A 22,040-nucleotide genomic window follows, 5' to 3' on the forward strand; every position below is an offset into this window, starting at 1 on the left:
GGGACGCCACGCCACGGGACAAGCCAATTACAGACTGTCCGGAGGGGTGTGGGCCGCCATCGTGGCGGTGCTCGTCATCGCCGCCGTCGCCGTCGGGTGGGGTGCTCTCGCTCAGCGGAATTCCTCAGACAAGGCTCAGGGGTTGTCCTGCGCGGAGGGGTAGGCCACTCTCACTGTGTGGGCGGACCCGGCGGCGGAGGGCCGGGCGAACGACCTCGCGTCCTCGTACAACGCCTCGTCCCCGACCGTGCGGGACCACTGCGTCACGGCGGTCGTCCGGACCGTGAACACCGCGGCCGCGTACCAGGCGTACCGCGTGGGCGGCCCCGGTGTCGCCCCGGTCTGGATCCCGGCCAGCGGGAACTTCGTCGCCGGACTGCCCGGGGCGCCGGACACACTGCCCGTCGTCCACACCGACGACCTCGGATACTCCGTGCCCGACGGGCTCCAGCCCGACGCCGCGCAGGCGGTCGCCCCGAAGGGGACGGCGTCGGCGGCGTCGGCGCTCGCCGCCGAGGCGCTCGCCGTGACCGGGGACGAGCCGGACGCGGACCGGGCCGTCGAGACCGGCGCGCAGAACGACCTCACCACCGCCCTCGACGGTGACGCCCCGGTGCTCACCGCCCGCACCCTCGCCGACGGCCACGCCGGGCGCTCGTTCGTCCCGGTGGCCGCCCCGGATCCGGCCCCGGCGCCCGACGCCGCCCCGGCACCGGACGCCGCTCCCGACCCCGCCACGGCCCCGGAGACCGCCGATCCCGCCGGGACCCCGGCACCGGCCCCGGCCGCCCCGGGCGACGCGCAGCAGGCCGCACAGGTGGTCTTCCCCCTCGTCGCGTTCGGCAGCTCCGACGGGGTCGACGAACTGTCCGCGCGCATGGCGGACGACTTCCGTCGCCACGCCACCGGGGACTCCCGGGACGGGGCGGACGCCACGCCGACCGTGCCCGCCGGAACCCCGGACGCCCGCCTGACGCGGTACGCCACGACCCTCGCCGCCGACGAGCCCGCCCCGGAACCGGTCGCCTCCCCGACCCCGGCCCCCGCCGGCGCGCCCGACGGTCAGGCCGGTGGATCGACTCCCCCGGGTGCGCCCGCGCCCGGGACCGCCGCACCGGACGCCCCTGCTCCCGGCGCCGGGGCCCCGGACGCCCCGCAGGCCGCCCCGGGCGAGCTGCCCCGGCAGCAGGTGACGTTCCTCCTCGACACGTCCGGGTCGATGGCCGTCGACGAGGAGCGGGGGTCACGGCTGTCGGCCGTCGTCGCCGACCTCTCCGAGGTCGTCACGGCCCTCGGACGCGCGGACGGCACGATCGGCCTGTGGAACTACTCCTCGCAGCTCTCCCCCTCCGCCCGCACACCGTACCGGGACAACGTCGACCTCACCGCCGGTGACCGCGGCGACGCCGTCAACGCCGCCCTCGCCCAGCTCACCGCCGGAGGTGCGACGCGGACCTACGAGTCGGTCCTCGCCGCCTACGACGCCGCCGTCCGCGCCGCCGACCCCGCGGTCCCCAACCGGCTGGTGCTGATCACGGACGGGACGGACGACGGTGCCCTCCCCCTCGACGACGCCCGCGCCCGGATCGCTGCGCTGCGCGGTACCGCGCCGGTCGACCTCTCCATCGTCGCCGTCGGTGACGACGTCGACGTCCCGGCTCTCCGGGCGCTCGCCGAGGCCGGTGGCGGTCGCGTCGAACAGACCCCGTCCTCGAACGGCACGGCGGTCCGCGACGCGCTGCTGCGGCTCCTCACCGCCTGAGGCCCCCGCTCCACTGACATCCCTGCGCCGGCGTCCCCCGCCGGCGCAGTTCTCGTTCTCCCCCCCCCGTCCCCGGCGGGCGTCCGGTCAGGAGATCCGGCGCTGCCGCCGGCGCTCCGCGAGCTCGTCGACCTGCGGGGCGTCCTCGTCGAGGCGCTCCGACGGGAACGCGGTGATCGTGCCGGACAGTTCCTTCATGAGCCCCGGCACGGCGATGCCGAACACGCCCTGCCCACCGTTGAGCAGGTCGATGACCTCCTCGGACGACCGGCACTCGTAGACCGTCGTCCCGTCGGACACGAGGGTGATCCCGGCGAGGTCGTCGACCCCGAGGTTGCCGAGCTTGTCCACCGCGCGGCGGATGTTCTGGAGGGAGATGCCGGTGTCCAGCAGCCCCTTGACGATCTTGAGGACGAGGATGTCCCGGAAGGAGTAGAGGCGCTGCGAGCCGGAGCCGCTGGCGTTGCGGATCGACGGCTGGACCAGCTTCGTGCGCGCCCAGTAGTCGAGCTGACGGTAGGTGATCCCCGCCACCTGGCACGCGATGGGGACTCGGTAGCCGACTTCGTCGTCGGGACCGTGGACGTCGAACAACGTCTCCTGGTGGGCCGTCGACGGACCGTCGTGGGCCGTGAGGCCGTCGAGCACGTCCGTGGTCGGGGCGTCGTTCTCCATGGGTTCTCCTCCGCGTCAGGCGGCTTCTCCCGCGGCCTCGGGGGCCGGCGGGTGAATCCCACGCCTGTGATGTGTCGTCAACAAGATTAGACGGGATCCCGGATGAGTCAACCGGTGTCCGCTCTCGGTTTAACCCTCAAGTTGAGGTTTAGAGCAGATAGTAACAGAGATCCCGTGAGTCACATCGGTAACAACACGCGTGTCGTTCCGCAGCTCACGTCACACGCACCACGCACATCCCGCCCCGGCGCCGGCCGCGGTCACTCCCCCACGTCACCGAGCCAGTCCGCGTCGTCCTTCGCGAAACCCAGTGCCTCCCACAGCTCCGCGAAGTCCCGGTCCGACGCGTCACGCGCGGCCCCGTCCGTCCACTCCGCCAGCTCGGCCGGCACCGCCGACCCCGGCCACCCCCGCAGCACATCGTCGTCCCCCGGGACCGCACCCCCGCCGAGGGGCCCCGGCCCGCCCCTCCCGCGGCGCACCTCCTCGCAGACCCGGGCGAACGTCGCCCGGTCCACGGGCACCGCCGCCGCACGGAGCACGTCGTCGCGGACGGTGATCCGCCGGAGGACACCCTCCCGGTCGAGGCGGGCGAGGGTCGACGGCCGACAGTCGATGTACCGGTCCCCCGCGACAAGCCCCGCGGTGAAGTGCCCGCGGGAGTAGCTGACGATCTCCCCCTCCCACACCACGTCCTCCGCGGCGAGGAACGTGGCGAGGACGTCGCCGTCGGACGGACGGGACCCGCGGTCCGGCTCAGGGCGTGCCCACACGGGCAGGATCACGGTGCCGTCGCGGTCCGCGAAGATGATGACGTCGTCGACCCTCCCCAGACAACGGAACTCCGGCGAGGTCACTGCCCCCGGTCCCCTACAGCCGGCCCTTGACCATCGCGGCGTGCAGGGAGACGACGAGCGCGCTGACCTCGCGGGCGAGTTCGAGCGACCGCTGCCGGGCGTTGTCGTCGCGGCCGTGCGCGACCGGCTCCGACACGCGGTGCACGATGTCGACGTGGCGCTGGGCCATCGTGACGAGGCTCTTCAGGTGCCGGCGGTCGATCCCGTGCTCGTCGAGGCTGTGCGCGATCCGGACGACGTCGACGTCGTCGACGGAGAAGAAGCCGGCCGAGTCCGGGCTGATCATGCCCATCCGGACGAGCGCCGCGGTGAACGAGTCCTCGACCTCGGCGCGGGCGCAGACGTCCGCCCGCGTCAGCCGGCGGACCTCGCTCTGCCGGAACTGCTCGGCGCTGACCGCACCGGCCACCGAACGCCGGGCCGTGACCGGGGTGACCTTCCCGGAGTCCATCGCCTCCAGCTGCTCGCGGATGACCTTGAGGGGCAGGTAGTTGTCCCGCTGGTGCGTGAGGATGTACCGGAGCCGCGAGATGTCCTCCGGGGCGAAGCGCCGGTACCCGGACTGGCTGCGCTTCGGCGAGATCAGCCCCTCGGCCTCGAGAAAGCGGATCTTCGAGACGGTGACGTCGGGGAAGTCGGGCTTGAGCTGCTTGAGCACGTCACCGATCGACGACGTCGGCGTGACCGACGCCACCCCCGGCCGCGCGCCGCGGGGGGTGGGGTTCTGCTGCTGAGCGGCGTTTCGCTGTGCGCTCACGATGTGCTCGTCGTCCTCTGCGTCTCGGGGGCTGTGTCTTGGCTGGCGCGAGGCTCCGGGAGGAGGCGTCCGCCGATCAGGGTCCGGGACATCCCGCGTGCCGGGGCCCACCCGGAGGCCGGTCGGGCACGTGCCGGACCGGAGGGGTGTCCCCGACCACGGGGATCACCCGGGGTCTCAGGACTCCTTGGAGCCGTTCAGGAAGACGAGCCGGAACTTGCCGATCTGGATCTCGTCACCGTTGCTGAGCACCGCGGAGTTCTTCGGCTCCCGGTTGACGTAGGTGCCGTTGAGGCTTCCGACGTCCACGACCTCATACTCCTCACCGTTGCGGCGGAACTCCGCGTGACGGCGCGACACCGTGACGTCGTCGAGGAAGATGTCGCTGTCGGGGTGCCGGCCGGCCGCGGTCGTGTCCTGGTCGAGGAGGAAGCGGGAGCCGGCGTTCGGCCCCCGCTTCACCACGAGGAGAGCGGAACCGGAGGGCAGCGCCTCCACACCGGAGGGGGTCGAGTCGGTCTGAGCGCCCGACTCCATGTCCTTGAGCAGGTCTGCCCGGAAGACCGACGTGGTCTCGACCGATGCCTCCGGGGTCCCGGCGTTGTCGCTCATGTTCTATTCCTCCTGGAACGTTGCTCTGTCACGATCATGACACCGCCCGTCGTTCACGGTCGGGTCGAGTCACCATGCGCACCGCCACGGCGCGCCATCAGTGAACACCATACTACCCCGCGGCCCGCCGACCGGCGTGGTGGCGACGGTAACGGTTCGGCAACCACACCCCCGTGCCCGCACACTGTGACGGGCCCACGACCCGCGCCCGGCGGCGGGCCGGGGCCGGTCGCCCGTCACCGGAACATCGCGACGATGGACCCGACGACCGACCCCCCACCCGACGACAGGGGGTTGTCGTTGACCATGTACGTCCACGTCGCGCTCGGCCGGTGCAGGCCGAGGCCGTCGAGGTCGACGCCGTCCCGCGTGATGCGCACGGAGCTGAACGTCTCGCGGGCCTTCGCGACGGCACGCTCGGCCAGCTCACCGAACGCCGCGATCGACAGCCGGTGGAACTCGTCGATCGGGCTCTCCCGCGCGATGGCGCGGAGGTGGATGGACTCCCGGATGTCGTCGAGGTACGCCAGGTGCTCACTCCACTCCTGGTCCAGGTGGTACAGCATGATCTCCCGCGCCGCCTGGTGCAGGACGTCCTCCGGGATCCCCTCCGCCGTGAGCGCCGCCGCCTTGTCGACGTCGTGGTAGGACAGGTCGTCCCACGCCGCCGACGTGTCCAGCAGCGTGGACCGCCGGTCGTCGACGATCGCCCGCTGATCGGCGATGAGCTTGTTGTACTTCCACGTCGTCGCGTGGATGTCGAGCATCTGCCCCTCGGTCACCCGCTGGCAGTGGTCGACGAACTGGAGGACCTTCTTCTGCGGCAGCCGGCCGTCCTCGTCCGGCTGGGCCCGCAGCTCCTCGCCGGCGCCGCCGACCGAGACCATGTCGTCCTCGAGGCTCACGAAGAACACCGCGTGCCCGGGGTCCCCCTGGCGACCCGCGCGGCCCCGGAGCTGGTTGTCCAGCCGCCGCGACCGGAACCGTCCGACACCGACGACCCGCAGCCCCCCGCTCGCGACGACCTCGTCACGCTCCCGTTCGTCCCGGCCCCCGAGCTTGATGTCCGTTCCCCGGCCCGCCATCTGCGTCGACACGGTCACCCGGCCCGGTCGGCCGGCCTCCGCGATGACCGCGGCCTCGGCCTCGTGGTTCTTCGCGTTGAGCACGGTGCACTCCACACCGGCCTCCCGCAGCCGGGCGGCGACGGCCTCCGACTCCGCCACGTCCTGGGTCCCGACGAGCTGCGGCTGGCCCGTCGCCTGCACCTCGACGATGTGGTCGATGACCGCCCGGTCGCGGTCCTCGAGACCGACGTAGACGTGGTCCTCCTCGTCGAAGCGCTGCGTCGGGACGTTGGGGTCGATGACGCTCACGCTCAACCCGTAGAACTGGCGGAGCTGGTCGGACGCGGCGACAGCCGTGCCCGTCATACCGCACTTCTGCGGGTACCGGCCGAGCAGGGCCTGGACGGTGATCTGGTCGAGGATCCGCCCGCCGTCGGTGACGCGGAGCCCCTCCTTGGCCTCGACCGCCGCCTGGAGGCCGTCGGGCCAGCGCTGGAGCTCCGCCACCCGGCCGCGCGACCCGTCGATGAGCGCGACCGCCCCGTCACGGACGATGTAGTGGACGTCGCGGACGAGGAGGTGCTGGGCGTGCAGCGCGACATTCACCTGGGACAGCAGGTCCCCGGCCGCGCCACCGTCCGGCGTCGCCCCGGGGCGGTCGTCGTCGCGCCCGGCGCCCTGCGGTGCCGGAGCCCCCGGAGCGGTCCCACCCGCGGTGGTGGCGGCGTCGTCCCCCTCGACCGGCCCCCCCGGCGCGTCACCCTCCGACGACCCGGACCGCCCGGGGTCACCGGCCCCGGCGGCGTACAGTGACTCGATCCCCAGCCGGGACTCGACGTACGCGGCCCCCGCATCGGTGAGGAAGACGCTGCGCCGGTCGTCCGAGACCGTGAAGTGCGTGCCCTCGACCATCGTCCGGACGAGGTCCGTGATCCGGCCGGCGGGGGCCGGTCCCGGCTCCGACCCGGCGAGCACGAGCGGCACGAGGGCCTCGTCGACCATGACGGAGTCCGCCTCGTCGACGACGGCGACGTCGGCCGGGGAGAGCACCGCGTCCTCGCGGCGGGTGATGAGCTGGTCGCGGAGGACGTCGAACCCCATCTCGTTGACCGCACCGAACACGATGTCCCGGCGGTAGATCTCCCGTCGCGTCGCGGCGTCCAGGTCCTCGTGGACCGCCCCGTACGTGAGGCCGAACAGGGTGAACAACGGCCCCATCCACTCGGCGTCACGCCCCGCGAGGTACGAGTTCACGGTGATGACGTGGACACGCTTGCCCTGGAGGGCGTAGCCCACCGCGGCGAGCGCGCCGGCCAGGGTCTTGCCCTCACCGGTCGCCATCTCGATGACGTCCCCGTGGAGCAGCCGGAGGGTGCCCTGGAGCTGGACGTCGAACGGGGTGAGCCCGATGCTCCGCGCCGCCCCCTCCCGGAGGACGGCGAGCAGGGCCGGCGCGTCGACGACCATGCCGTCGCGCACCGTCGCCCGCGCCCGCTCGACCAGGTCGGCGTCCGTGAGGTCCGCGAGGTCCCCCTGCCTCGACCGGGACATCGAGACCGTGGCCTTGCTCTTGCGCTGGTTGGTCGTCGCGGACGACCCCATGGCCTTCCAGAACCATCCGAAGCCCGCCATTGCACACCTTCCGTCCGACTCCGTCGTGCTGACGCCCCACAGCCTATCCGACACCCCGGACGGCGGACCGGGCTCCTCGGGGGGACTTCCACCCCGGGACCCGCCCGGTCTACCCTGGGGTCCGGCATGCACCCCCGCGACAGCCCCGCCCGGTGACCAGCACCCGCCCGTCATCCGGCCCCGCTGTCACCCGATCCGCCCGGCCGGGCCGCCACCCCTGGTCCCGGTCGGCAGAAGGAGAACCCCACCCGATGTCCCCCCGCGTCCGGTCCGTCAACGTCATGGTGCCGAGCCACAACGGCTCCACCATGACCGGAACCCTCGACACGCCGGAAGGCGAGCCCGAGGCGTACGCCCTGTTCGCCCACTGCTTCACGTGCAACCGGTTCGCCCCCGCCGCGTCCCGGATCTCGAAGCGGCTCGCCTCCCACGGCATCGCGACGCTGCGGTTCGACTTCCCCGGTCTCGGCCAGTCCGAGGGACGGTTCGAGGACACCACGTTCTCCTCCAACACGCTCGACCTCCTCAGCGCCTACCACTTCCTCGCCCAGAACTTCCGCCCGCCGCAGCTGCTCGTCGGGCACTCCCTCGGCGGGGCGGCGGCGCTGCGGGCCGGCTCCCAGATGAAGGGCGTGCGCGCGGTGGCGACCGTCGGGGCCCCGTTCGACCCCGCCCACGCGATCCTCCACTTCGCCGAGCACATCCCCGAGATCGACGCGAACGGGGCGGTGACCCTCACCCTCGCGGGGCGGGAGATCGTCATCTCGAAGGCGTTCCTCGAGGACCTCGCCGAGACCGACCCCACGACGTACCTCCACCAGCTCCGGGCGCCGCTGCTCATCATGCACTCCCCGCTCGACCAGACGGTGGGCATCGACAACGCCCAGAAGATCTTCATGGCCGCGCGCTACCCGAAGTCGCTCGTCTCCCTCACCAAGGCCGACCACCTCATGACCCGGCCCGGGTCCGCCCAGGCCGCCGCGGACATGATCTACACGTGGGCGTCGCAGTTCACCGGTCCCGAAACCGGCCGCTGACGCTCCGTTACGCTGGACACCATGACTGACTCGACTTCAGGGTCCGCGCAGCCGGACCAGCGCAACGACCTGCCCACCTTCATCCCGACCGCCGACCTCGTCGACATCATCGGCGAGGACGTCCGCAGCTGCGACACGCAGTTCGGTGACTTCGGCGGGGTCACCGACTTCTGCGGCCCGGTCACGACGGTGCGCTGCCACCAGGACAACGGCCTCGTCAAGGCGATCCTGCGGGAGCCCAACCCGGGCGGCGTCCTCGTCGTCGACGGCGGCGCCTCCGTGCACACGGCGCTCATGGGCGACATGATCGCCGAGTCGGGGGTGGCGAACGGGTGGGCCGGCGTCATCATCAACGGTGCGATCCGCGACTCCGCGGCGGTGGCGGGCATGGCCTTCGGGTGCAAGGCGCTCGGCACCAACCCGCGGAAGTCCTCCAAGGCGGGCGAGGGCGAGCGCGACGTGACGGTGACCATCGGCGGCGTCGAGTTCGTGCCCGGACACGTCGCCTACGCCGACGCCGACGGGATCGTCGTCACCGAGTCGCCGGTCACACCGCCGGAGGCGTGACGCCGGTACCCGCTTGAGCTGGGGATTCGGTGATGGCGGAGGCGGTGTTGTACTCTGTCGGAGTCGAACAGGACGATCCACCACGACGGTCACGTCGGAGCTGGCGTCCGGATCGACGGCGGACTGTGGCGCAGCTTGGTAGCGCACTTCACTGGGGGTGAAGGGGTCGCAGGTTCAAATCCTGTCAGTCCGACCACATCCCACCCTCCCGGGGGTGGGATTTTTTCGTGCCCGGGACAGCCCCCTGAGCAGCCGGTGATTAGACTGCCCCCCATGGACGAGCACGCCTCACCGACGCACGCCACCCGGACCGACACCCCATCCCTCCTCCGCCGTGGCGTCGACCGCGGCCCCCGCCCGATCCTCCGCGGCCGGCTCCACGAGAACGCCGCGTGGTACTTCGCGGGAACGGGCACGGCCCTCCTCGTGACGGCGGCCGTCCTCCACGGGATGTCCCTGCTCACCGGCGTCACCGTCCTCTACGTGCTGTGTCTCATCGGCATGCTCACCGTCTCCGCCCTCTACCACCGCGCCCCCTGGCCCACCGCCGGGGCCGTCGCCGCGTGGCGCCGCGCCGACCACTCGATGATCGCCGTGTTCATCGCCGGGACGTACGGGCCGATCGCCGTCAACGCCTTCGACTCCGTCCGGGACGGACTGTGGATCCTCCCGGTGTGCTGGATGGCCGCCGCCGTCGCCGTCGGCGTCAACATCGCCTGGATCGGCCACCCGCGGTGGCTCGACGTCGTGATCTACCTCATCATCGGCTGGCTCGCCGTGCTGAAGATCGGGGACTTCGCCACCGGCACCCCGCTCACCGCCGGCATCCTCATCGTCGTCGGCGGGCTCATCTACACCGCCGGGGCGGTGGTCTACGGGCTCAAGCGGCCGACGTTCTCCGAACGCTGGTTCGGCTTCCACGAGTTGTTCCACGCCGCGACAATCGTCGCGGCGGCCCTGCACCACGTGGCGATCTGGCTCATCATCCTCGACTGACCCGGCCCGGGCCCCGGCTCAGCGCGGGCGGGGCCTCCCCGTGCCTGCCGCGCGCACCCCCGTGCGCCGCCCCCGCACCGCCGCGCCCGGGGGCCGCGTCACGCCCCCGTGCGCCGCCCCCGCACCCCCGGTCGGCGTCCCCGCGCGGGACCCCGGACCGCGGGGTCAGGCCGTCGTCGCCCCGGGGAGCTCCCGGGCGATGACCTTGCCGGTCGCGTTGCGCGGCAGCTCGTCGACCCAGTGGACGTCCCGCGGCGCCGCGGCCTCCTGCAGGCCGGCCGTGACCCAGTCCCGCACGGCCTCCGCGGTGAGCTCGCGCCCCGCGGCACTGTCCTCCCGCACCACCCACGCGGCGATCCGCTGGAAGGCGGCGTCGTCCGCGACCCCCTTGCAGTAGACGTCGTGGACCCCGGGCATCCCGGACAGGCACTCGATGACGGACGCGGGGTAGATGTTCTCGCCGCCGACGATGATCATGTCGTTCGACCGTCCGAGGACGTGCAGCCGGCCGTTCTCGTCGATGTACCCGCGGTCGCCGAGGTCGACGAGCCCCTGCCGTTCGACGAGCTGGTCGGCGTCGCGCGGGTTCGCGTAGCCGCTGAGGGTCTGCGCGTTCCGCGCGTGGATGAGCCCGACGGTCCCCTGCGGGACCTCCACACCGTTCTCGTCGAGAACCTTCGTCGTCGTCCCCAGCGGCGGGTACCCGGCCGCGGTCGGGGCCTCCAGCAGGTCCTCACGGCTGGCGACCGCGACGGCCGTCACCTCGGTGGACCCGTAGAAGCTCGACAGCACCGGGCCGAACATCCGCTGGAGCCGCCGGACGAGGTCCTCGCTCATCGCGTTGCCCGCGTTCGAGACGAACTCGACCGACGAGACGTCGAAGTCGTCGGCGTCCGGGAGGTCGACCATGCCCTTGAGGAACACGGCCGACGACATCACCGCCGTGATCCGTTCGCGCTCGATCGTCTCCATGACGACCCGCGGGTCGAAGATCCGCTGGGTGACGATCGTGCTGCGCGTCGCCCACGACAGGTTGACCAGCGCCCAGCCCCAGATGTGGAACATCGAGGCCGTCTGCTGGATGAGCATGTGGGAGCGCCACGGCCCGGCGGAGAGGATCGAGCCGATGAGACCGAACGGGGCGAACGGCTCGTGCATGACGACGCCCTTCGGCGTCCCGGTCGTGCCGGAGGACATGAGCACGAGCGGCTGTGCCGGCGGCCGGAACGGCAGCGACGTCGCCTGCGGCGCCGAGGCGATCATGGCGGACATGACCGGCCAGTCCCGGTCCTCCAGCGGGCCGCCGTCCGGGGTCCACCCGAGGTAGACGTCGCAGGGCGGCGAGTCCGGCACGCGGTCGGCGAACTCCGCGTCGATGAACAGCGCGTCGATGTCGTGCTCGATGAGGCTCGCGGCCAGCTGCCGCCCCGAGGACCCGACGTTGAACAGGTACAGGCGGTAGCCGACGTGGCCCTTCGCGGCGAGCGGGTAGAGGATGCCACGGCCGTTGCGGGCCATGACCGCGATCCGGGACCCGGGGCCGTGGCCGCGGGAGACGAGGGACCGGGCGAGGGCCCGCACGTCGTCGCGGGCCTCGAGGAACGTCCGGGAGCCGTCGTCGTCCCGGAAGGCGTCCTGGTCCGGGCAGCAGTCCGCCGCGTACTCGAGCTGCCGGGCGGTGCTGAACCCGTACCGGATGAGCTGGGGGACGACGTCCCTCCACGGGGCGACTCCCTCGGTGACGCCGACGACGCCGTGACGGAGGCACTGCACGAGGCCGACGGTCTTCTCACGGGCGACGGCGAGGGCGGCCGCGACGGGGCGCGGAGCGTGGGAAAAGTCCATGTGGTTCGTCCTGTGGTCGTCTGGTTCTGCGGTTCGGTGAATCAGGGGTCCCGGTCTCGGACGCGTCTGGTCCTGCTCAGCGCACGATAGCTGAAGACATCGGGGCCGGGGACCCGAAAGTCCCAAAGTCCGGAATTAAGAGTTCCTGTCTTCCCGAAAGGAGGGTGCCCGCGTCCGCAGCCCGGCAGGGTGCACACGCCGCCCCCGCCCGGCCCTCCCCCGGTACTCCCCGACGCCGGCCACCCCCCCCCCCGGCGCCGGCCGCCCCACCCGTCGCTCAGCGGCGCTTGCGCTTCTCCCGCACGCGCACCGCGACCCGCACCGGCGACCCGGCGAACCCGAAGGACTCGCGCAGCCGGCGCTCGAGGAACCGCCGGTAGCCGTGCTCGAGGAAGCCCGTGGTGAACAGGACGATCACCGGGGGCTTCGTCGACGCCTGCGTGGCGAAGAGCACCCGCGGCAGCCGGCCGCCGCGCATGGGCGGCGGGGTCTCCGCGATGACCGCGCGCAGCCAGTTGTTGAGCTGGCCGGTCGAGATCCGCTGGTCCCAGCTCTCCAGGGCCTCCAGCATCGCCGGTTCCAGGCGGTTGAGCGCCCGGCCCGTGCGGGCGGAGATGTTCACCCGCCGGGCCCACGGGACGTGGGCGAGCTGGAGGTCGATCTCCCGCTCGAGGATGTCCCGGCGGTCCTCGTCGACGAGGTCCCACTTGTTGAAGGCGACGACGAGCGCCCGCCCGGAGTCGAGGATCATCCGGAGGACCCGCTGGTCCTGCTCGGCGATCGGTTCCGAGGCGTCGACGAGGAAGATGACGACCTCGGCGGCGTCGATGGCCGCGCGGGTCCGCAGCGAGGCGTAGAACTCGTGCCCGCGGGCGGTCTTCGTCTTCTTCCGGATGCCGGCGGTGTCGACGAAGCGCCACGTCTGCTCGTCGAGCTCGACGATGGAGTCCACCGGGTCGACGGTCGTCCCGGCGACGTTGTCGACGACCGACCGCTCCTCACCGGCGATCTTGTTGAGCAGCGAGGACTTGCCGACGTTCGGGCGGCCGACGAGGGCCACGCGCCGCGGCCCGGTCACGACGGACGTCTGGCGCGGCTCGTCGGGGAAGGACCGGAGGACCTGGTCGAGGACGTCCGCCGCCCCGCGTCCGTGCTGCGCCGACACCGGGTAGGGGTCGCCGAGGCCGAGACCCCAGAACTCCGCGACGTCGCCGTACTGCGAGTCCGAGTCGAACTTGTTCGCCACGAGGATGACGGGGACCTCAGAGCGCTGGAGGCGCCGGGCGATGAGCTCGTCGGTCGTCGTGATGCCGACCTTGGTGTCCACGACGAACACGATCGCGTCCGCGGTCGCCATGGCGGTCTCCGCCTGCCGGGCGATCGCGCCGTGGATGCCCCGGGCGTCGGGGTCCCACCCGCCGGTGTCCTGGACCCAGAACCTCCGCCCCGACCACTCGCCGAGGTAGGAGATCCGGTCGCGGGTCACGCCGGGGAAGTCCTCGACGACGGCCTCGCGCCGGCCGAGGAAACGGTTGACGAGGGTGGACTTGCCGACGTTCGGCCGGCCCACGACCGCGAGGGTGCACAGGGCCTCCCGCTCGGCGGTCTCGTCGCCGAGCACCGCGAACGCCTCGTCGACCTCGTCCCACGACAGCTCGTCGAGCAGGTCGGGGTCCCCGTCCGCATCCCCGTCGGTGTCGCCGGCACGGTCACCGGCGGGGTCACCGTGGGGGGCGACGCCGCGACCGCCGCGGCCGTCACCGGCACCGTCGGCGTGGCGGTCGCCGGGGGTGTCGACGCGGGGGCCGCCGTCGGGGTCACCGTCCGCACCGTCCTCCGCGTCGCCGTAGTCGGCGGCGCCGAAGTCGCTCTCGTCGAGAACCTCGCCGTCGAGCGCCCGGAAGAGGAGCTGCTCCGGGCTCGTGACGTCCTCCATCCCCTCGGGCATGCCGTCGTTGCGGCCCCGTCCGTCGCCGTGCCGTCCGTTGGTGCGGCTCATCGCGAACCCCTCTCCTGCTGTGCGGTGACGTCACCGCTGGTGAACCGCGCCGGTGTGGACGCGGAGTCGGCGGCGAGCCCGGCGATCCGGGCCACCACCTGGTCGACGGTCAGGTCGCCGGTGTCGAGGACGACGGCGTCCGCGGCGGGACGCAGGGGCGAGACCGCCCGTGACGAGTCCGCCGCGTCGCGGCGTTCCACGTCCGCCAGCACGGCCGCGTAGTCGACCTCACGCCCCGCCTGCCGGTCCTGGTCGTACCGCCGCCGCGCGCGGATCTCCGCGCTGGCGGTCATGAACACCTTGCACGTCGCCTCCGGGAGGACTGCCGTGCCGATGTCCCGCCCCTCGACGACGCACCGGCCGGCGGACAACGCCAGCGAGCGCTGCAGCGCCACGAGGTTCGCCCGCACCGCCGGGTGGGCGGCGACGGCCGAGACGTGCGCCGTGACCCCGGGGCCCCGGATCTCACCGGAGATGTCCTCCCCGTCGAGGAGCACCGCCGTCGACCGGGGGTCCTCGTTGACGACGAGCGGCAGGTCGGCGGTCGCCCGGGCCACCGCGTCACCGTCGGCGGGGTCGATCCCCTGCCGCAGCACGTGGAGCGTCGCCACCCGGTACATCGCACCAGTGTCGAGGTACCGGGCGCCGGCGGCCTCCGCGACCCGGCGGCACACCGTGGACTTCCCGGTGCCGGACGGGCCGTCGACGGCGATGACGAGGCCCCCGCCGGCGACGTTGTCGAGCGTCGCGAGGGCGGCCACCGCCCCGTCGCCGGTGCGCTGGTCGCCGCTTCCCTGGTCGCCGGGCTGTGCCGTTGCCGTCATGTCCGTTCCCTCCGGGTGCGTCGGGGTCTCCTGGTCGTTCCGTGTCGCGTCGGGCGTCCGGGTCACAGGCCCACCGCCTTGTGGAGGCTCTCCAGCTCGGAGCGGTTGAGGGCCCGCACGGTCCCGGGCTTCTGCTCGCCCAGCTGCACGGTGTGGATCTTCGTCCGCACGAGGGCCTGGACCGGGAACCCGGCCTCCTTGAGCATCCGGCGGACGATGTGCTTCCGCCCCTCGTGGAGCTCGACCTTGACGAGGGACTTGCCCTGCCAGACGTCGACGATCTGCACGTAGTCCGCCTTGGCGACCCCGTCCTCGAGCTGGACGCCCTTCTTGAGGTGGGTGATGAAGTCCCGGTCGACCTCCCCGAGCACCGTCGCGAGGTAGGTCTTCGAGATCTCGTAGCTCGGGTGCATGAGCCGGTTGGCGAGCTCACCGTCGTTCGTCAGCAGGAGCAGCCCCTCCGTCGCGGCGTCGAGGCGACCGACGTGGAAGAGCCGCTGGCCGGCGTCGACCCGCTCCCCGATGAGGTCACCGAGGCACGGCCGGCCCATGTCGTCGTGCATCGTGGAGTGCACCCCACGGGGCTTGTTGAGGACGAAGTAGACCATGTCCTCGTTGACCTGGACGCGGGTGCCGTCCACCCGGACGATGTCCCGCTCGGGGTCGATGCGCAGCCCCTGCTGGTCCACGACCGACCCGTTGACCTCGACGCGGCCGGCGTCGATGAGCCGTTCGCACATGCGGCGCGACCCGACCCCGGCGGCGGCGAGGACCTTCTGGAGCCGCACCCCGTCGCCGGGGGTCGACCCCCGGCCGGCCCCGGAGACGTGCTGCTTCTTCGCGGGTTTCGCCTTCGAGATGTAGACCTGTGACGGGGTCCGGGACTGCGCGGGGTCCGCCTGCTGGACCTCCGGCCCCGGCTCCCGGTCGGGGCGGCCCTGGCGGGGCTGCTGCGTGCCGTGCCCGTGACCGGACCGGTGGGGCGGGCGGGTGGTCCGGCCGGGGCCGTGTGTCCTCTGGGTGTCCGGTGTGCCGTCGCGGCGAGCGGGATCGTTCACTGTGGTCTCTTCCTCACGTCTGTGTGCGGGTGACCGCACATGCCCGGCCGGTGTGCCGGGCCGTTCCCCGGAAGTCTAACCCACGACGTCCGGGACCTCCCGCTCGGACGTGCCCGGCGTCGGACCCGCCCCGGCTCACCCCTCCATCTCCCCGTCGAGGGCGTCGATGGCGTCCATCCCGGGCAGCAGCGGCGCGAGGTTCGGCAGCGCCTCCAGCGACTCGATGCCCAGCTGCTCGAGGAACAGGTCGGTCGTCGCGTACAGGTGGGCACCGCCCGTCTCCCCGGTCACCCCGACCTCGGCGATGAGCCCGCGGAGGGTGAGCGTCCGCATGACGCCGTCGCAGTTCACGCCCCGCACGGCGGCGACCTGGGAGCGGGTCACCGGCTGCTTGTAGGCGACGACGGCCAGCGTCTCCAGGGCCGCGCGGGACAACCGCTGCTGGGTGCCGTCGAGGACCTTCGCCTCGACGACCGGGGAGTTGTCCCGGCGGGTGTGCAACCTCCACAGCCCGTCGCGTTCACGCAGCTCGAAGCCCATCCCCCGGTCCGAGAACTCCCGGGCGATCTCCCGCAGGACGGCCTCGACCTCGCCGGCGTCGGCGTCGAGAACCCGGGCGAGATCCCCCGGTGCGACCGGTTCATCCGAGACGAGCAGCAGTGACTCCACCCTGCTCCGCAGCACGCTCACCGGTTCCACGGCCCGACCACCGTCCCTTCCTGTCGTCCCTGTTGACCCTGTCGTCCCTGTTGACCCTGTTGGCTCCGTCGGCTCTGTCGTCCCTGTCGGCACTGTCGGCACTGTCGGCCCTGTCCCCGCACCGTGCCCGGCGGGCTTTCCCCCGGCCCCGGCTCCCGTCACCACGGTCACTCCCAGTTGCTGGCGGCGACCACGGCGGGGTCGACCTCCAGCCCGGTCCAGGCGACGGCCATCTCCCCGAGCGGCACCGGCTGGTCGATGCCGATCGCCCGGGCCTTGTACAGCTCCAGCAGCGCGAGGAACCGGCCGACGACCGTCATGGACAGCTCGCAGTCCGCGATGAGGTTGGCGAAGCTCACCCACTGGTTCGCCCCGGCGACCCGCAGCGTGGCGAGGATGTGGCCGGCCTGCTCGGGGACGGAGACCGCCGGGGTGTGCACGTGCCCGGTCTCCACCTCCGTCGGCCGCGGCCGGAACACCGCCGCCGCGAGTTCCGCGAAACTCTCGGGCGTGTGCCCGAGCCGGACCGGCGGCAGGAGGTCCGCGAACTCCGGGTCCATCGACAGCGACACCGGGTAGCTGCGGTCCGCACCCTTCTGCCACTCGGCGAAGAGGTCCGCGACGGACTTGTACGCCCGGTACTGGAGCAGCCGGGCGAAGAGCAGGTCCCGCGACTCGAGCAACGCGAGGTCCTCCTCGCTCTCGACCTCGCCCCGGGGGACGAGGCGCGCGGCCTTGAGGTCGAGGAGGGTCGACGCCACGACGAGGAACTCCGTGACCTCGTCGAGGTCGTCGACGCTGCCGGTGAGGCTGCGGGTGTAGGCGATGAACTCGTCGGTCACCGTCGCGAGGGCGACCTCGGTGACGTCCATCTTCCGGGAGTTGATGAGCTGGAGGAGCAGGTCGAAAGGGCCGTCGAAGTTCGCGAGCGCCACCCGGAACCCGGTGATCTCCGGCTGCACCACCTCCCCGGGGGCCTCGACGGGCCCGGGACCTGCCCCGTCGGTCATGACCGCTCGACGACCTCCGCCGCGAGCGCCCGGTACTGGTCCGCCCCCTGGGACGACGGCGCCCACGTCGTGATGGGCTCGCCGGCGACGGACGTCTCGGGGAAGCGGACGGTCCGGGTGATCACCGAGTCGAAGACCTTGTCCCCGAAGACCTCCACCACCCGGTCCATGACCTCCCGGGCGTGCGTCGTCCGGCGGTCGAACATCGTCACGAGGATCCCCATGACCTCGAGCCGGAAGTTCAGCCGGTCCCGCACCTTCTCCACCGTGTCCGTGAGCAGGGCGAGGCCCCGGAGCGAGAAGTACTCGCACTCCATCGGGATGATGACGCCGTCGGCGCAGCTCAGGGCGTTGACGGTGAGGAGGCCGAGGGACGGCTGACAGTCCACGATGATGTAGTCGTAGTCCTTCATCACCGGGCGGAGCGCCCGGGCGAGGGTCTGCTCCCGGCCGACCTCGTTGACGAGCTGGATCTCCGCCGCGGACAGGTCGATGTTCGCGGGGACGACGTCGAGCCCCTCGACGACCGTGCCGTGGATCGCGTCGAGCACCGACGTCGACGGGTCGATGAGGAGGTTGTAGACCGTGACGTCCAGCTCCTCGTGCGGGATGCCGAGCCCGGCGGACAGCGCCCCCTGCGGGTCGAGGTCGACGAGGAGGACGCGGCGGCCGTACTGGGCCAGCGCCGCGCCCATGTTGATGGTCGACGTCGTCTTCCCGACGCCGCCCTTCTGGTTGCACATCGCGATGATCGTGGCCGGGCCATGCTGGTCCAGGGGCTCCGGTACCGGGATGTCCCGCACCGGACGGCCCGTGAGCCCGACGGCCGGACGGTCGAACAGGCCGTCCCGGGACGTGGACCGGGCACCGTCCCCGCCCGCGCCGCGGTCAGAGGATCCGGCTTCCGACGGCATGTGCTCAGGCACGGTCAAGCCCCTTCCCTGGACAGGTCGACACACTGAATGACAGGGTTCAGATTATCACGCCACCGGCGCCCGCCGGCCCGACCAGCCGGACTCACTGCCGCGGATGCGCCTGCGCCCACACCTCGCGCAGATGGTCGGCCGTGACCCGGGTGTAGATCTGCGTCGTCGACACGCTCGCGTGGCCCAGCAGCTCCTGGACGACGCGCACGTCGGCACCGCCGTGGAGCAGGTGCGTCGCGAAACTGTGCCGGAGGCTGTGCGGCGAGACCCCCTCGAGCCCCGCCCGGCCGGCCGCGTCCGCGACCACCTTGAACCCGGACTGCCGGCCCATCCGCCGCCCCCGGCGGTTGAGGAACAGGGCCGGCGACCCGGCGGTGTTGAGCGCCTCCCGTCCGCGGTGCACGTAGGCGTCGAGCGCCTCGAGGGCCGGGCGGCCCACCGGGACGACGCGCTCCCGTCCCCCCTTGCCCCGGACGATGACCATCGCCCCGCCGTCGCGCTCGTCACGGTCGATGTCGTCGATGTCAAGCCCGAGGACTTCACTCACGCGCGCCCCGGTTGAGTACAGCATCTCCACCAGCGCCCGGTCTCGCAGCTCCAGCGGCCCGGCCGCCGGACCCGCCGGACACGCCTCGATGAGCGCGGTGACGTCGTCGACCGACAGGGCCTTCGGCAGGGACGCCGGCTGGCGGGGAACCGGCACGTCCGCGGCGACGTCGCCGTCGAGAATCCCCTCCGCGGCACCGAAGCGGTGCACCCCGCGGACCGTCGTGATGATCCGAGCCGCCGACCGCTGCGCCAACCCCTGCCCGGTCCGCAGGTCGACAACGAACCGCTCCAGGTCCCCCGTCCCGACCGCGGTGACGGACAGGTCCTGCGCCCGGAGCCACTCCCGGTAGCGTCCGAGGTCCCGCGCGTAGTTGTCGAGGGTGTTGCGGCTGAGGCTCCGCTCGACCCTCAGGTGCCGCATCCACCGGTGGATGAGGCGGTCGAGGACCGGGTCCCCCTCGCCGTCGGTCTCACCGGACATGCTTCATGTCCCGCCCGGGCACGGACCCGCGGCGCTCGGCGAGGCCGGACCGGTACTCCATCGGGTCGTCGACCGACCGGCGGGTCCCGGCGTGCAGGTGCAGCACTGCCGCGACGGCCACGGAGTTCACGATCCGCCCGTCCTGCACCATCGCCACCGCCTCCGGGACCGGGACCCACGCCAGCTCCAGGTCCGCCTCCTCGTCCTCGCCCGCCGGGACCTCGCCGTCGACGAGGTCCTCCGCGAGGTAGATCCGGCACGTCTCCTCCCCGACCCCCGGCGAGGTCACGATGTCCCCCAGCAGGTGCCACGTCCCCGCCCGGAGACCGGTCTCCTCCTGCAGTTCACGCCGGGCGGCGTCGAGCGGGGCCTCCCCGGCGACGTCGAGCAGCCCGGCGGGGACCTCCCACAGCCTCCGGTGCACGCCGTGCCGGTACTGGCGGATGAGGAGGACCTCGCCGTCCCGCACGGCGGCGACGGCGACGGCGCTGAAGTGCTCGACGATCTCGCGGTCCGCCCGGCCGGTGGGCGTCGCGATCGTGTCCCGGCGGACGGCGATGATGGGGGCGTCGAGGAGCAGCTCGGAGGCGAGGACCCGGTAGTCGTGACCCGCGCCGTCCCCCGCGTCGCGGCCGGGGCCGTCCCCCCGGTCCCGGTCGCCGGCGTCCGTGGACTGTGTCGTTGCGCTCATGCGCGCCAGTCTAGCGGCGTGCCCGCGGCCGGACGTCCGGCCGCACGCCGCGCCCGACGCCGGGCCGCACGCAACAGGTGCCCGACGCCGCCCGACCCCGGCGGTCGGCGCCGCCGGGCACCGCTCAGTCCGCGGCGGAGGTCCCGGCCTGCTCCCGCTGCCGGTCGAGGGCCGCGGAGATGAGCGCGGCGAACAGCGGGTGCGGGCGCGTCGGCCGGGACTTGTACTCGGGGTGCGCCTGCGTCGCCACGAGGAAGGGGTGGATCTCCTCGGGGTACTCGACGAACTCGACGAGCTGACCGTCCGGCGACGTGCCGGAGAACCGCAGCCCGGACCCCTCGGCGATCTGCTCCCGGTAGGAGTTGTTGACCTCGTAGCGGTGCCGGTGCCGCTCCGAGACCTCGGTCGTCCCGTAGGCGCCGGCGACGACACTGCCCTCGTCGAGCACCGCCGGGTAGGCGCCGAGGCGCATCGTGCCGCCGAGGTCGGCCTCACCGGAGACCGCCGCCTGCTGCTCCGCCATCGTCGAGATGACCGGGGCCGGCGTCTCCGGGTCGAACTCCGTCGAGCTCGCGCCCTCCACGCCGGCGGCGCGGGCCGCCTCGATGACCGTGCACTGGAGACCCAGGCACAGCCCGAGCAGCGGGATGCGGTTCTCCCGGGCGTACCGGATCGCCCCGACCTTGCCCTCGATCCCGCGGATGCCGAAACCACCCGGGACGACGACGGCGTCGACCCCCGCGAGCGCCTCAGCCGCCCCCTCGGGGGTCTCGCACCGGTCGGACTGCACCCACACCACGCGCGCCCGCGCGTTGTTGGCGAAGCCGCCGGAGCGGATCGCCTCGGTCACGGAGAGGTAGGCGTCGGGCAGGTCGACGTACTTGCCGACGAGCGCGACCGTGACGTTGTGCTCCGGGTTGTGCACCCGCTCGAGGAGGCCGCCCCACACCGTCCAGTCGACGTCACGGAACGGCAGGCCGAGCCGCCGGATGAGGAAGGAGTCGAGGTGCTCGCGGTGGAGGACCTTCGGGATGTTGTAGATCGACGACGCGTCGGCGCAGGAGATCACACCCTCCTCGTCGACGTCGGACATGAGCGCGATCTTCGCCTTGAGCGACGCCGGGACCTCCCGGTCGCACCGCAGGACCAGCGCGTCCGGCACGATGCCGATCGACCGCAGGGCGGCGACCGAGTGCTGGGTCGGCTTCGTCTTCAGCTCCCCCGACGGCGCGAGGTAGGGCACGAGCGAGACGTGGATGAAGAAGATGTTCTCCCGGCCGACGTCGTGCCGGGTCTGGCGCGCGGCCTCGAGGAACGGCTGGGACTCGATGTCCCCGACGGTCCCGCCGATCTCCGCGATGACGACGTCGGGACGCACCCCGTTCTCGTCGGGGCGGTCCATGCCGAGGATGCGGTTCTTGATCTCGTCGGTGATGTGCGGGATGACCTGCACGGTCTCACCGAGGTACTCGCCGCGGCGCTCCTTGGCGATGACGGAGGAGTACACCTGGCCGGTCGTCACGTTGGCGTTGCTCGTGAGGTTGCGGTCCAGGAAGCGCTCGTAGTGCCCCAGGTCGAGGTCGGTTTCGGCCCCGTCCTCGGTGACGAAGACCTCACCGTGCTGGAAGGGGTTCATCGTGCCCGGGTCCACGTTGAGGTACGGGTCCAGCTTCTGCATGGTCACGGTGAGCCCGCGGGCCGTGAGGAGCTGACCGAGGCTCGACGCCGTGAGCCCCTTGCCCAGGGAGGACGCCACTCCCCCGGTGACGAAAATGAACTTGGTGTGGTGCGCGTCGCGACCGTGTGACAACTGTTCTCCCGCGGTAGTTGGTGCCCGGTCTCGGCACGGCACCCGCTGCCTCGGAGGCGGGCCCGGCCGACCGGGGAAGGCGTTCACCTACGGGATTTCAGCCTAACACACGCCGGCGACGCGTCCCGCCCGACCGCTCACCCGCCCGGCACCGGCCCCACCCGCAGGTCGCCCCCGGCCGGCGTC

The 22,040-nt window shown here is 72.5% G+C and carries 19 protein-coding genes and 1 tRNA gene; 5 read left to right on the plus strand and 15 right to left on the minus strand.

The genetic code is table 11. The features are described from left to right. The first annotated feature begins 175 nt into the window (after positions 1 to 175). Positions 176 to 1,762 (plus strand): VWA domain-containing protein, encoded by a 1,587-nt coding sequence (locus tag CBOVI_RS05970; RefSeq protein WP_183273622.1) that lies wholly within the window; start codon positions 176 to 178, stop codon positions 1,760 to 1,762. 87 nt (positions 1,763 to 1,849) lie between these two features. On the opposite strand, the gene CBOVI_RS05975 is transcribed toward CBOVI_RS05970, so the two are convergent. From CBOVI_RS05975 to secA2, 5 genes are all read right to left on the minus strand, one after another. Beyond that, on the minus strand, positions 1,850 to 2,437 hold the full coding sequence (locus CBOVI_RS05975; protein ID WP_010269863.1) for a MerR family transcriptional regulator: 588 nt from the start codon (positions 2,435 to 2,437) through the stop codon (positions 1,850 to 1,852). Between the two features lie 260 nt (positions 2,438 to 2,697). Further along, on the minus strand, positions 2,698 to 3,294 hold the full coding sequence (locus tag CBOVI_RS05980) for a bifunctional nuclease family protein (RefSeq protein WP_010269858.1): 597 nt from the start codon (positions 3,292 to 3,294) through the stop codon (positions 2,698 to 2,700). A 13-nt stretch (positions 3,295 to 3,307) separates the two neighbouring features. Further along, the gene (gene ftsR / locus CBOVI_RS05985) at positions 3,308 to 4,051 is read right to left on the minus strand and encodes a transcriptional regulator FtsR (protein ID WP_029157902.1); all 744 of its coding nucleotides are present in this window, start codon (positions 4,049 to 4,051) and stop codon (positions 3,308 to 3,310) included. Positions 4,052 to 4,228: 177 nt separating this feature from the next. After that, complete coding sequence (gene odhI / locus CBOVI_RS05990; protein ID WP_010269849.1) at positions 4,229 to 4,663, minus strand: oxoglutarate dehydrogenase inhibitor Odhl; 435 nt, start codon at positions 4,661 to 4,663, stop codon at positions 4,229 to 4,231. Positions 4,664 to 4,899: 236 nt separating this feature from the next. Continuing rightward, the gene (secA2, locus tag CBOVI_RS05995; RefSeq protein WP_010269846.1) at positions 4,900 to 7,362 is read right to left on the minus strand and encodes an accessory Sec system translocase SecA2; all 2,463 of its coding nucleotides are present in this window, start codon (positions 7,360 to 7,362) and stop codon (positions 4,900 to 4,902) included. A 251-nt stretch (positions 7,363 to 7,613) separates the two neighbouring features. Here secA2 and CBOVI_RS06000 point away from each other — a divergent pair, with 251 nt between their 5' ends. From CBOVI_RS06000 to trhA, 4 genes are all read left to right on the plus strand, one after another. Next, positions 7,614 to 8,399: an alpha/beta hydrolase family protein gene (locus tag CBOVI_RS06000; protein ID WP_010269842.1), complete on the plus strand. Its 786-nt coding sequence runs from the start codon at positions 7,614 to 7,616 to the stop codon at positions 8,397 to 8,399. A 21-nt stretch (positions 8,400 to 8,420) separates the two neighbouring features. Next, a complete protein-coding gene (gene rraA / locus CBOVI_RS06005; protein WP_010269839.1) occupies positions 8,421 to 8,966 on the plus strand; it encodes a ribonuclease E activity regulator RraA in 546 nt (181 codons plus the stop codon). A 119-nt stretch (positions 8,967 to 9,085) separates the two neighbouring features. Further along, positions 9,086 to 9,162: transfer RNA gene (locus CBOVI_RS06010), tRNA-Pro, on the plus strand. A 77-nt stretch (positions 9,163 to 9,239) separates the two neighbouring features. Then, positions 9,240 to 9,962 carry a PAQR family membrane homeostasis protein TrhA gene (gene trhA / locus CBOVI_RS06015; protein ID WP_010269836.1) on the plus strand — a complete coding sequence of 241 codons (723 nt, stop codon included), beginning with the start codon at positions 9,240 to 9,242 and terminating at the stop codon, positions 9,960 to 9,962. Positions 9,963 to 10,127: 165 nt separating this feature from the next. Here trhA and CBOVI_RS06020 read toward each other — a convergent pair whose 3' ends face one another. The 10 genes from CBOVI_RS06020 to pyrG all read right to left on the minus strand — a co-directional run bounded on the left by CBOVI_RS06020 (position 10,128) and on the right by pyrG (position 21,854). Beyond that, complete coding sequence (locus CBOVI_RS06020; RefSeq protein WP_010267955.1) at positions 10,128 to 11,807, minus strand: AMP-binding protein; 1,680 nt, start codon at positions 11,805 to 11,807, stop codon at positions 10,128 to 10,130. Between the two features lie 277 nt (positions 11,808 to 12,084). Further along, positions 12,085 to 13,806, minus strand: a complete 1,722-nt coding sequence (gene der / locus CBOVI_RS06025) for a ribosome biogenesis GTPase Der (RefSeq protein WP_232625884.1) — start codon at positions 13,804 to 13,806, stop codon at positions 12,085 to 12,087. Beyond that, a complete protein-coding gene (cmk, locus tag CBOVI_RS06030; RefSeq protein WP_083826029.1) occupies positions 13,803 to 14,630 on the minus strand; it encodes a (d)CMP kinase in 828 nt (275 codons plus the stop codon). The genes der and cmk overlap by 4 nt, the downstream gene beginning before the upstream one ends. 62 nt (positions 14,631 to 14,692) lie before the next feature. Next, positions 14,693 to 15,688: a pseudouridine synthase gene (locus tag CBOVI_RS06035; RefSeq protein WP_010267960.1), complete on the minus strand. Its 996-nt coding sequence runs from the start codon at positions 15,686 to 15,688 to the stop codon at positions 14,693 to 14,695. Positions 15,689 to 15,823: 135 nt separating this feature from the next. Then, a complete protein-coding gene (gene scpB / locus CBOVI_RS06040) occupies positions 15,824 to 16,387 on the minus strand; it encodes an SMC-Scp complex subunit ScpB (protein ID WP_029157839.1) in 564 nt (187 codons plus the stop codon). A 167-nt stretch (positions 16,388 to 16,554) separates the two neighbouring features. Then, complete coding sequence (locus CBOVI_RS06045; RefSeq protein WP_010267967.1) at positions 16,555 to 17,397, minus strand: segregation and condensation protein A; 843 nt, start codon at positions 17,395 to 17,397, stop codon at positions 16,555 to 16,557. After that, on the minus strand, positions 17,394 to 18,311 hold the full coding sequence (locus CBOVI_RS06050; RefSeq protein WP_010267972.1) for a ParA family protein: 918 nt from the start codon (positions 18,309 to 18,311) through the stop codon (positions 17,394 to 17,396). Before CBOVI_RS06050 ends, CBOVI_RS06045 begins: the two co-directional genes overlap by 4 nt. A gap of 103 nt (positions 18,312 to 18,414) precedes the next feature. After that, entirely contained in the window at positions 18,415 to 19,353 is a 939-nt protein-coding gene (locus tag CBOVI_RS06055) for a site-specific tyrosine recombinase XerD (RefSeq protein WP_010267975.1), read from the minus strand. Next, positions 19,343 to 20,044, minus strand: coding sequence for an NUDIX domain-containing protein (locus CBOVI_RS06060; RefSeq protein WP_010267977.1), 702 nt, complete (start codon positions 20,042 to 20,044; stop codon positions 19,343 to 19,345). Before CBOVI_RS06060 ends, CBOVI_RS06055 begins: the two co-directional genes overlap by 11 nt. A 124-nt stretch (positions 20,045 to 20,168) precedes the next feature. Then, positions 20,169 to 21,854: a CTP synthase gene (gene pyrG / locus CBOVI_RS06065; protein WP_029157766.1), complete on the minus strand. Its 1,686-nt coding sequence runs from the start codon at positions 21,852 to 21,854 to the stop codon at positions 20,169 to 20,171. Positions 21,855 to 22,040: the final 186 nt, after the last annotated feature.

It is taken from the genome of Corynebacterium bovis DSM 20582 = CIP 54.80, assembly GCF_030408615.1.
Classification (GTDB): domain Bacteria; phylum Actinomycetota; class Actinomycetes; order Mycobacteriales; family Mycobacteriaceae; genus Corynebacterium; species Corynebacterium bovis.

What these genes read in the sequence shown, in the direction of transcription:
- CBOVI_RS05975 (WP_010269863.1), bottom strand. Translation starts at nt 2,437, where the DNA reads ATGGAGAACGACGCCCCGACCACGGACGTGCTCGACGGCCTCACGGCC.
- odhI (WP_010269849.1), bottom strand. Translation starts at nt 4,663, where the DNA reads ATGAGCGACAACGCCGGGACCCCGGAGGCATCGGTCGAGACCACGTCG.
- secA2 (WP_010269846.1), bottom strand. Translation starts at nt 7,362, where the DNA reads ATGGCGGGCTTCGGATGGTTCTGGAAGGCCATGGGGTCGTCCGCGACG.
- CBOVI_RS06000 (WP_010269842.1), top strand. Translation starts at nt 7,614, where the DNA reads ATGTCCCCCCGCGTCCGGTCCGTCAACGTCATGGTGCCGAGCCACAAC.
- rraA (WP_010269839.1), top strand. Translation starts at nt 8,421, where the DNA reads ATGACTGACTCGACTTCAGGGTCCGCGCAGCCGGACCAGCGCAACGAC.
- trhA (WP_010269836.1), top strand. Translation starts at nt 9,240, where the DNA reads ATGGACGAGCACGCCTCACCGACGCACGCCACCCGGACCGACACCCCA.
- CBOVI_RS06020 (WP_010267955.1), bottom strand. Translation starts at nt 11,807, where the DNA reads ATGGACTTTTCCCACGCTCCGCGCCCCGTCGCGGCCGCCCTCGCCGTC.
- der (WP_232625884.1), bottom strand. Translation starts at nt 13,806, where the DNA reads ATGAGCCGCACCAACGGACGGCACGGCGACGGACGGGGCCGCAACGAC.
- cmk (WP_083826029.1), bottom strand. Translation starts at nt 14,630, where the DNA reads ATGACGGCAACGGCACAGCCCGGCGACCAGGGAAGCGGCGACCAGCGC.
- CBOVI_RS06045 (WP_010267967.1), bottom strand. Translation starts at nt 17,397, where the DNA reads ATGACCGACGGGGCAGGTCCCGGGCCCGTCGAGGCCCCCGGGGAGGTG.
- CBOVI_RS06050 (WP_010267972.1), bottom strand. Translation starts at nt 18,311, where the DNA reads ATGCCGTCGGAAGCCGGATCCTCTGACCGCGGCGCGGGCGGGGACGGT.
- CBOVI_RS06055 (WP_010267975.1), bottom strand. Translation starts at nt 19,353, where the DNA reads ATGTCCGGTGAGACCGACGGCGAGGGGGACCCGGTCCTCGACCGCCTC.
- CBOVI_RS06060 (WP_010267977.1), bottom strand. Translation starts at nt 20,044, where the DNA reads ATGAGCGCAACGACACAGTCCACGGACGCCGGCGACCGGGACCGGGGG.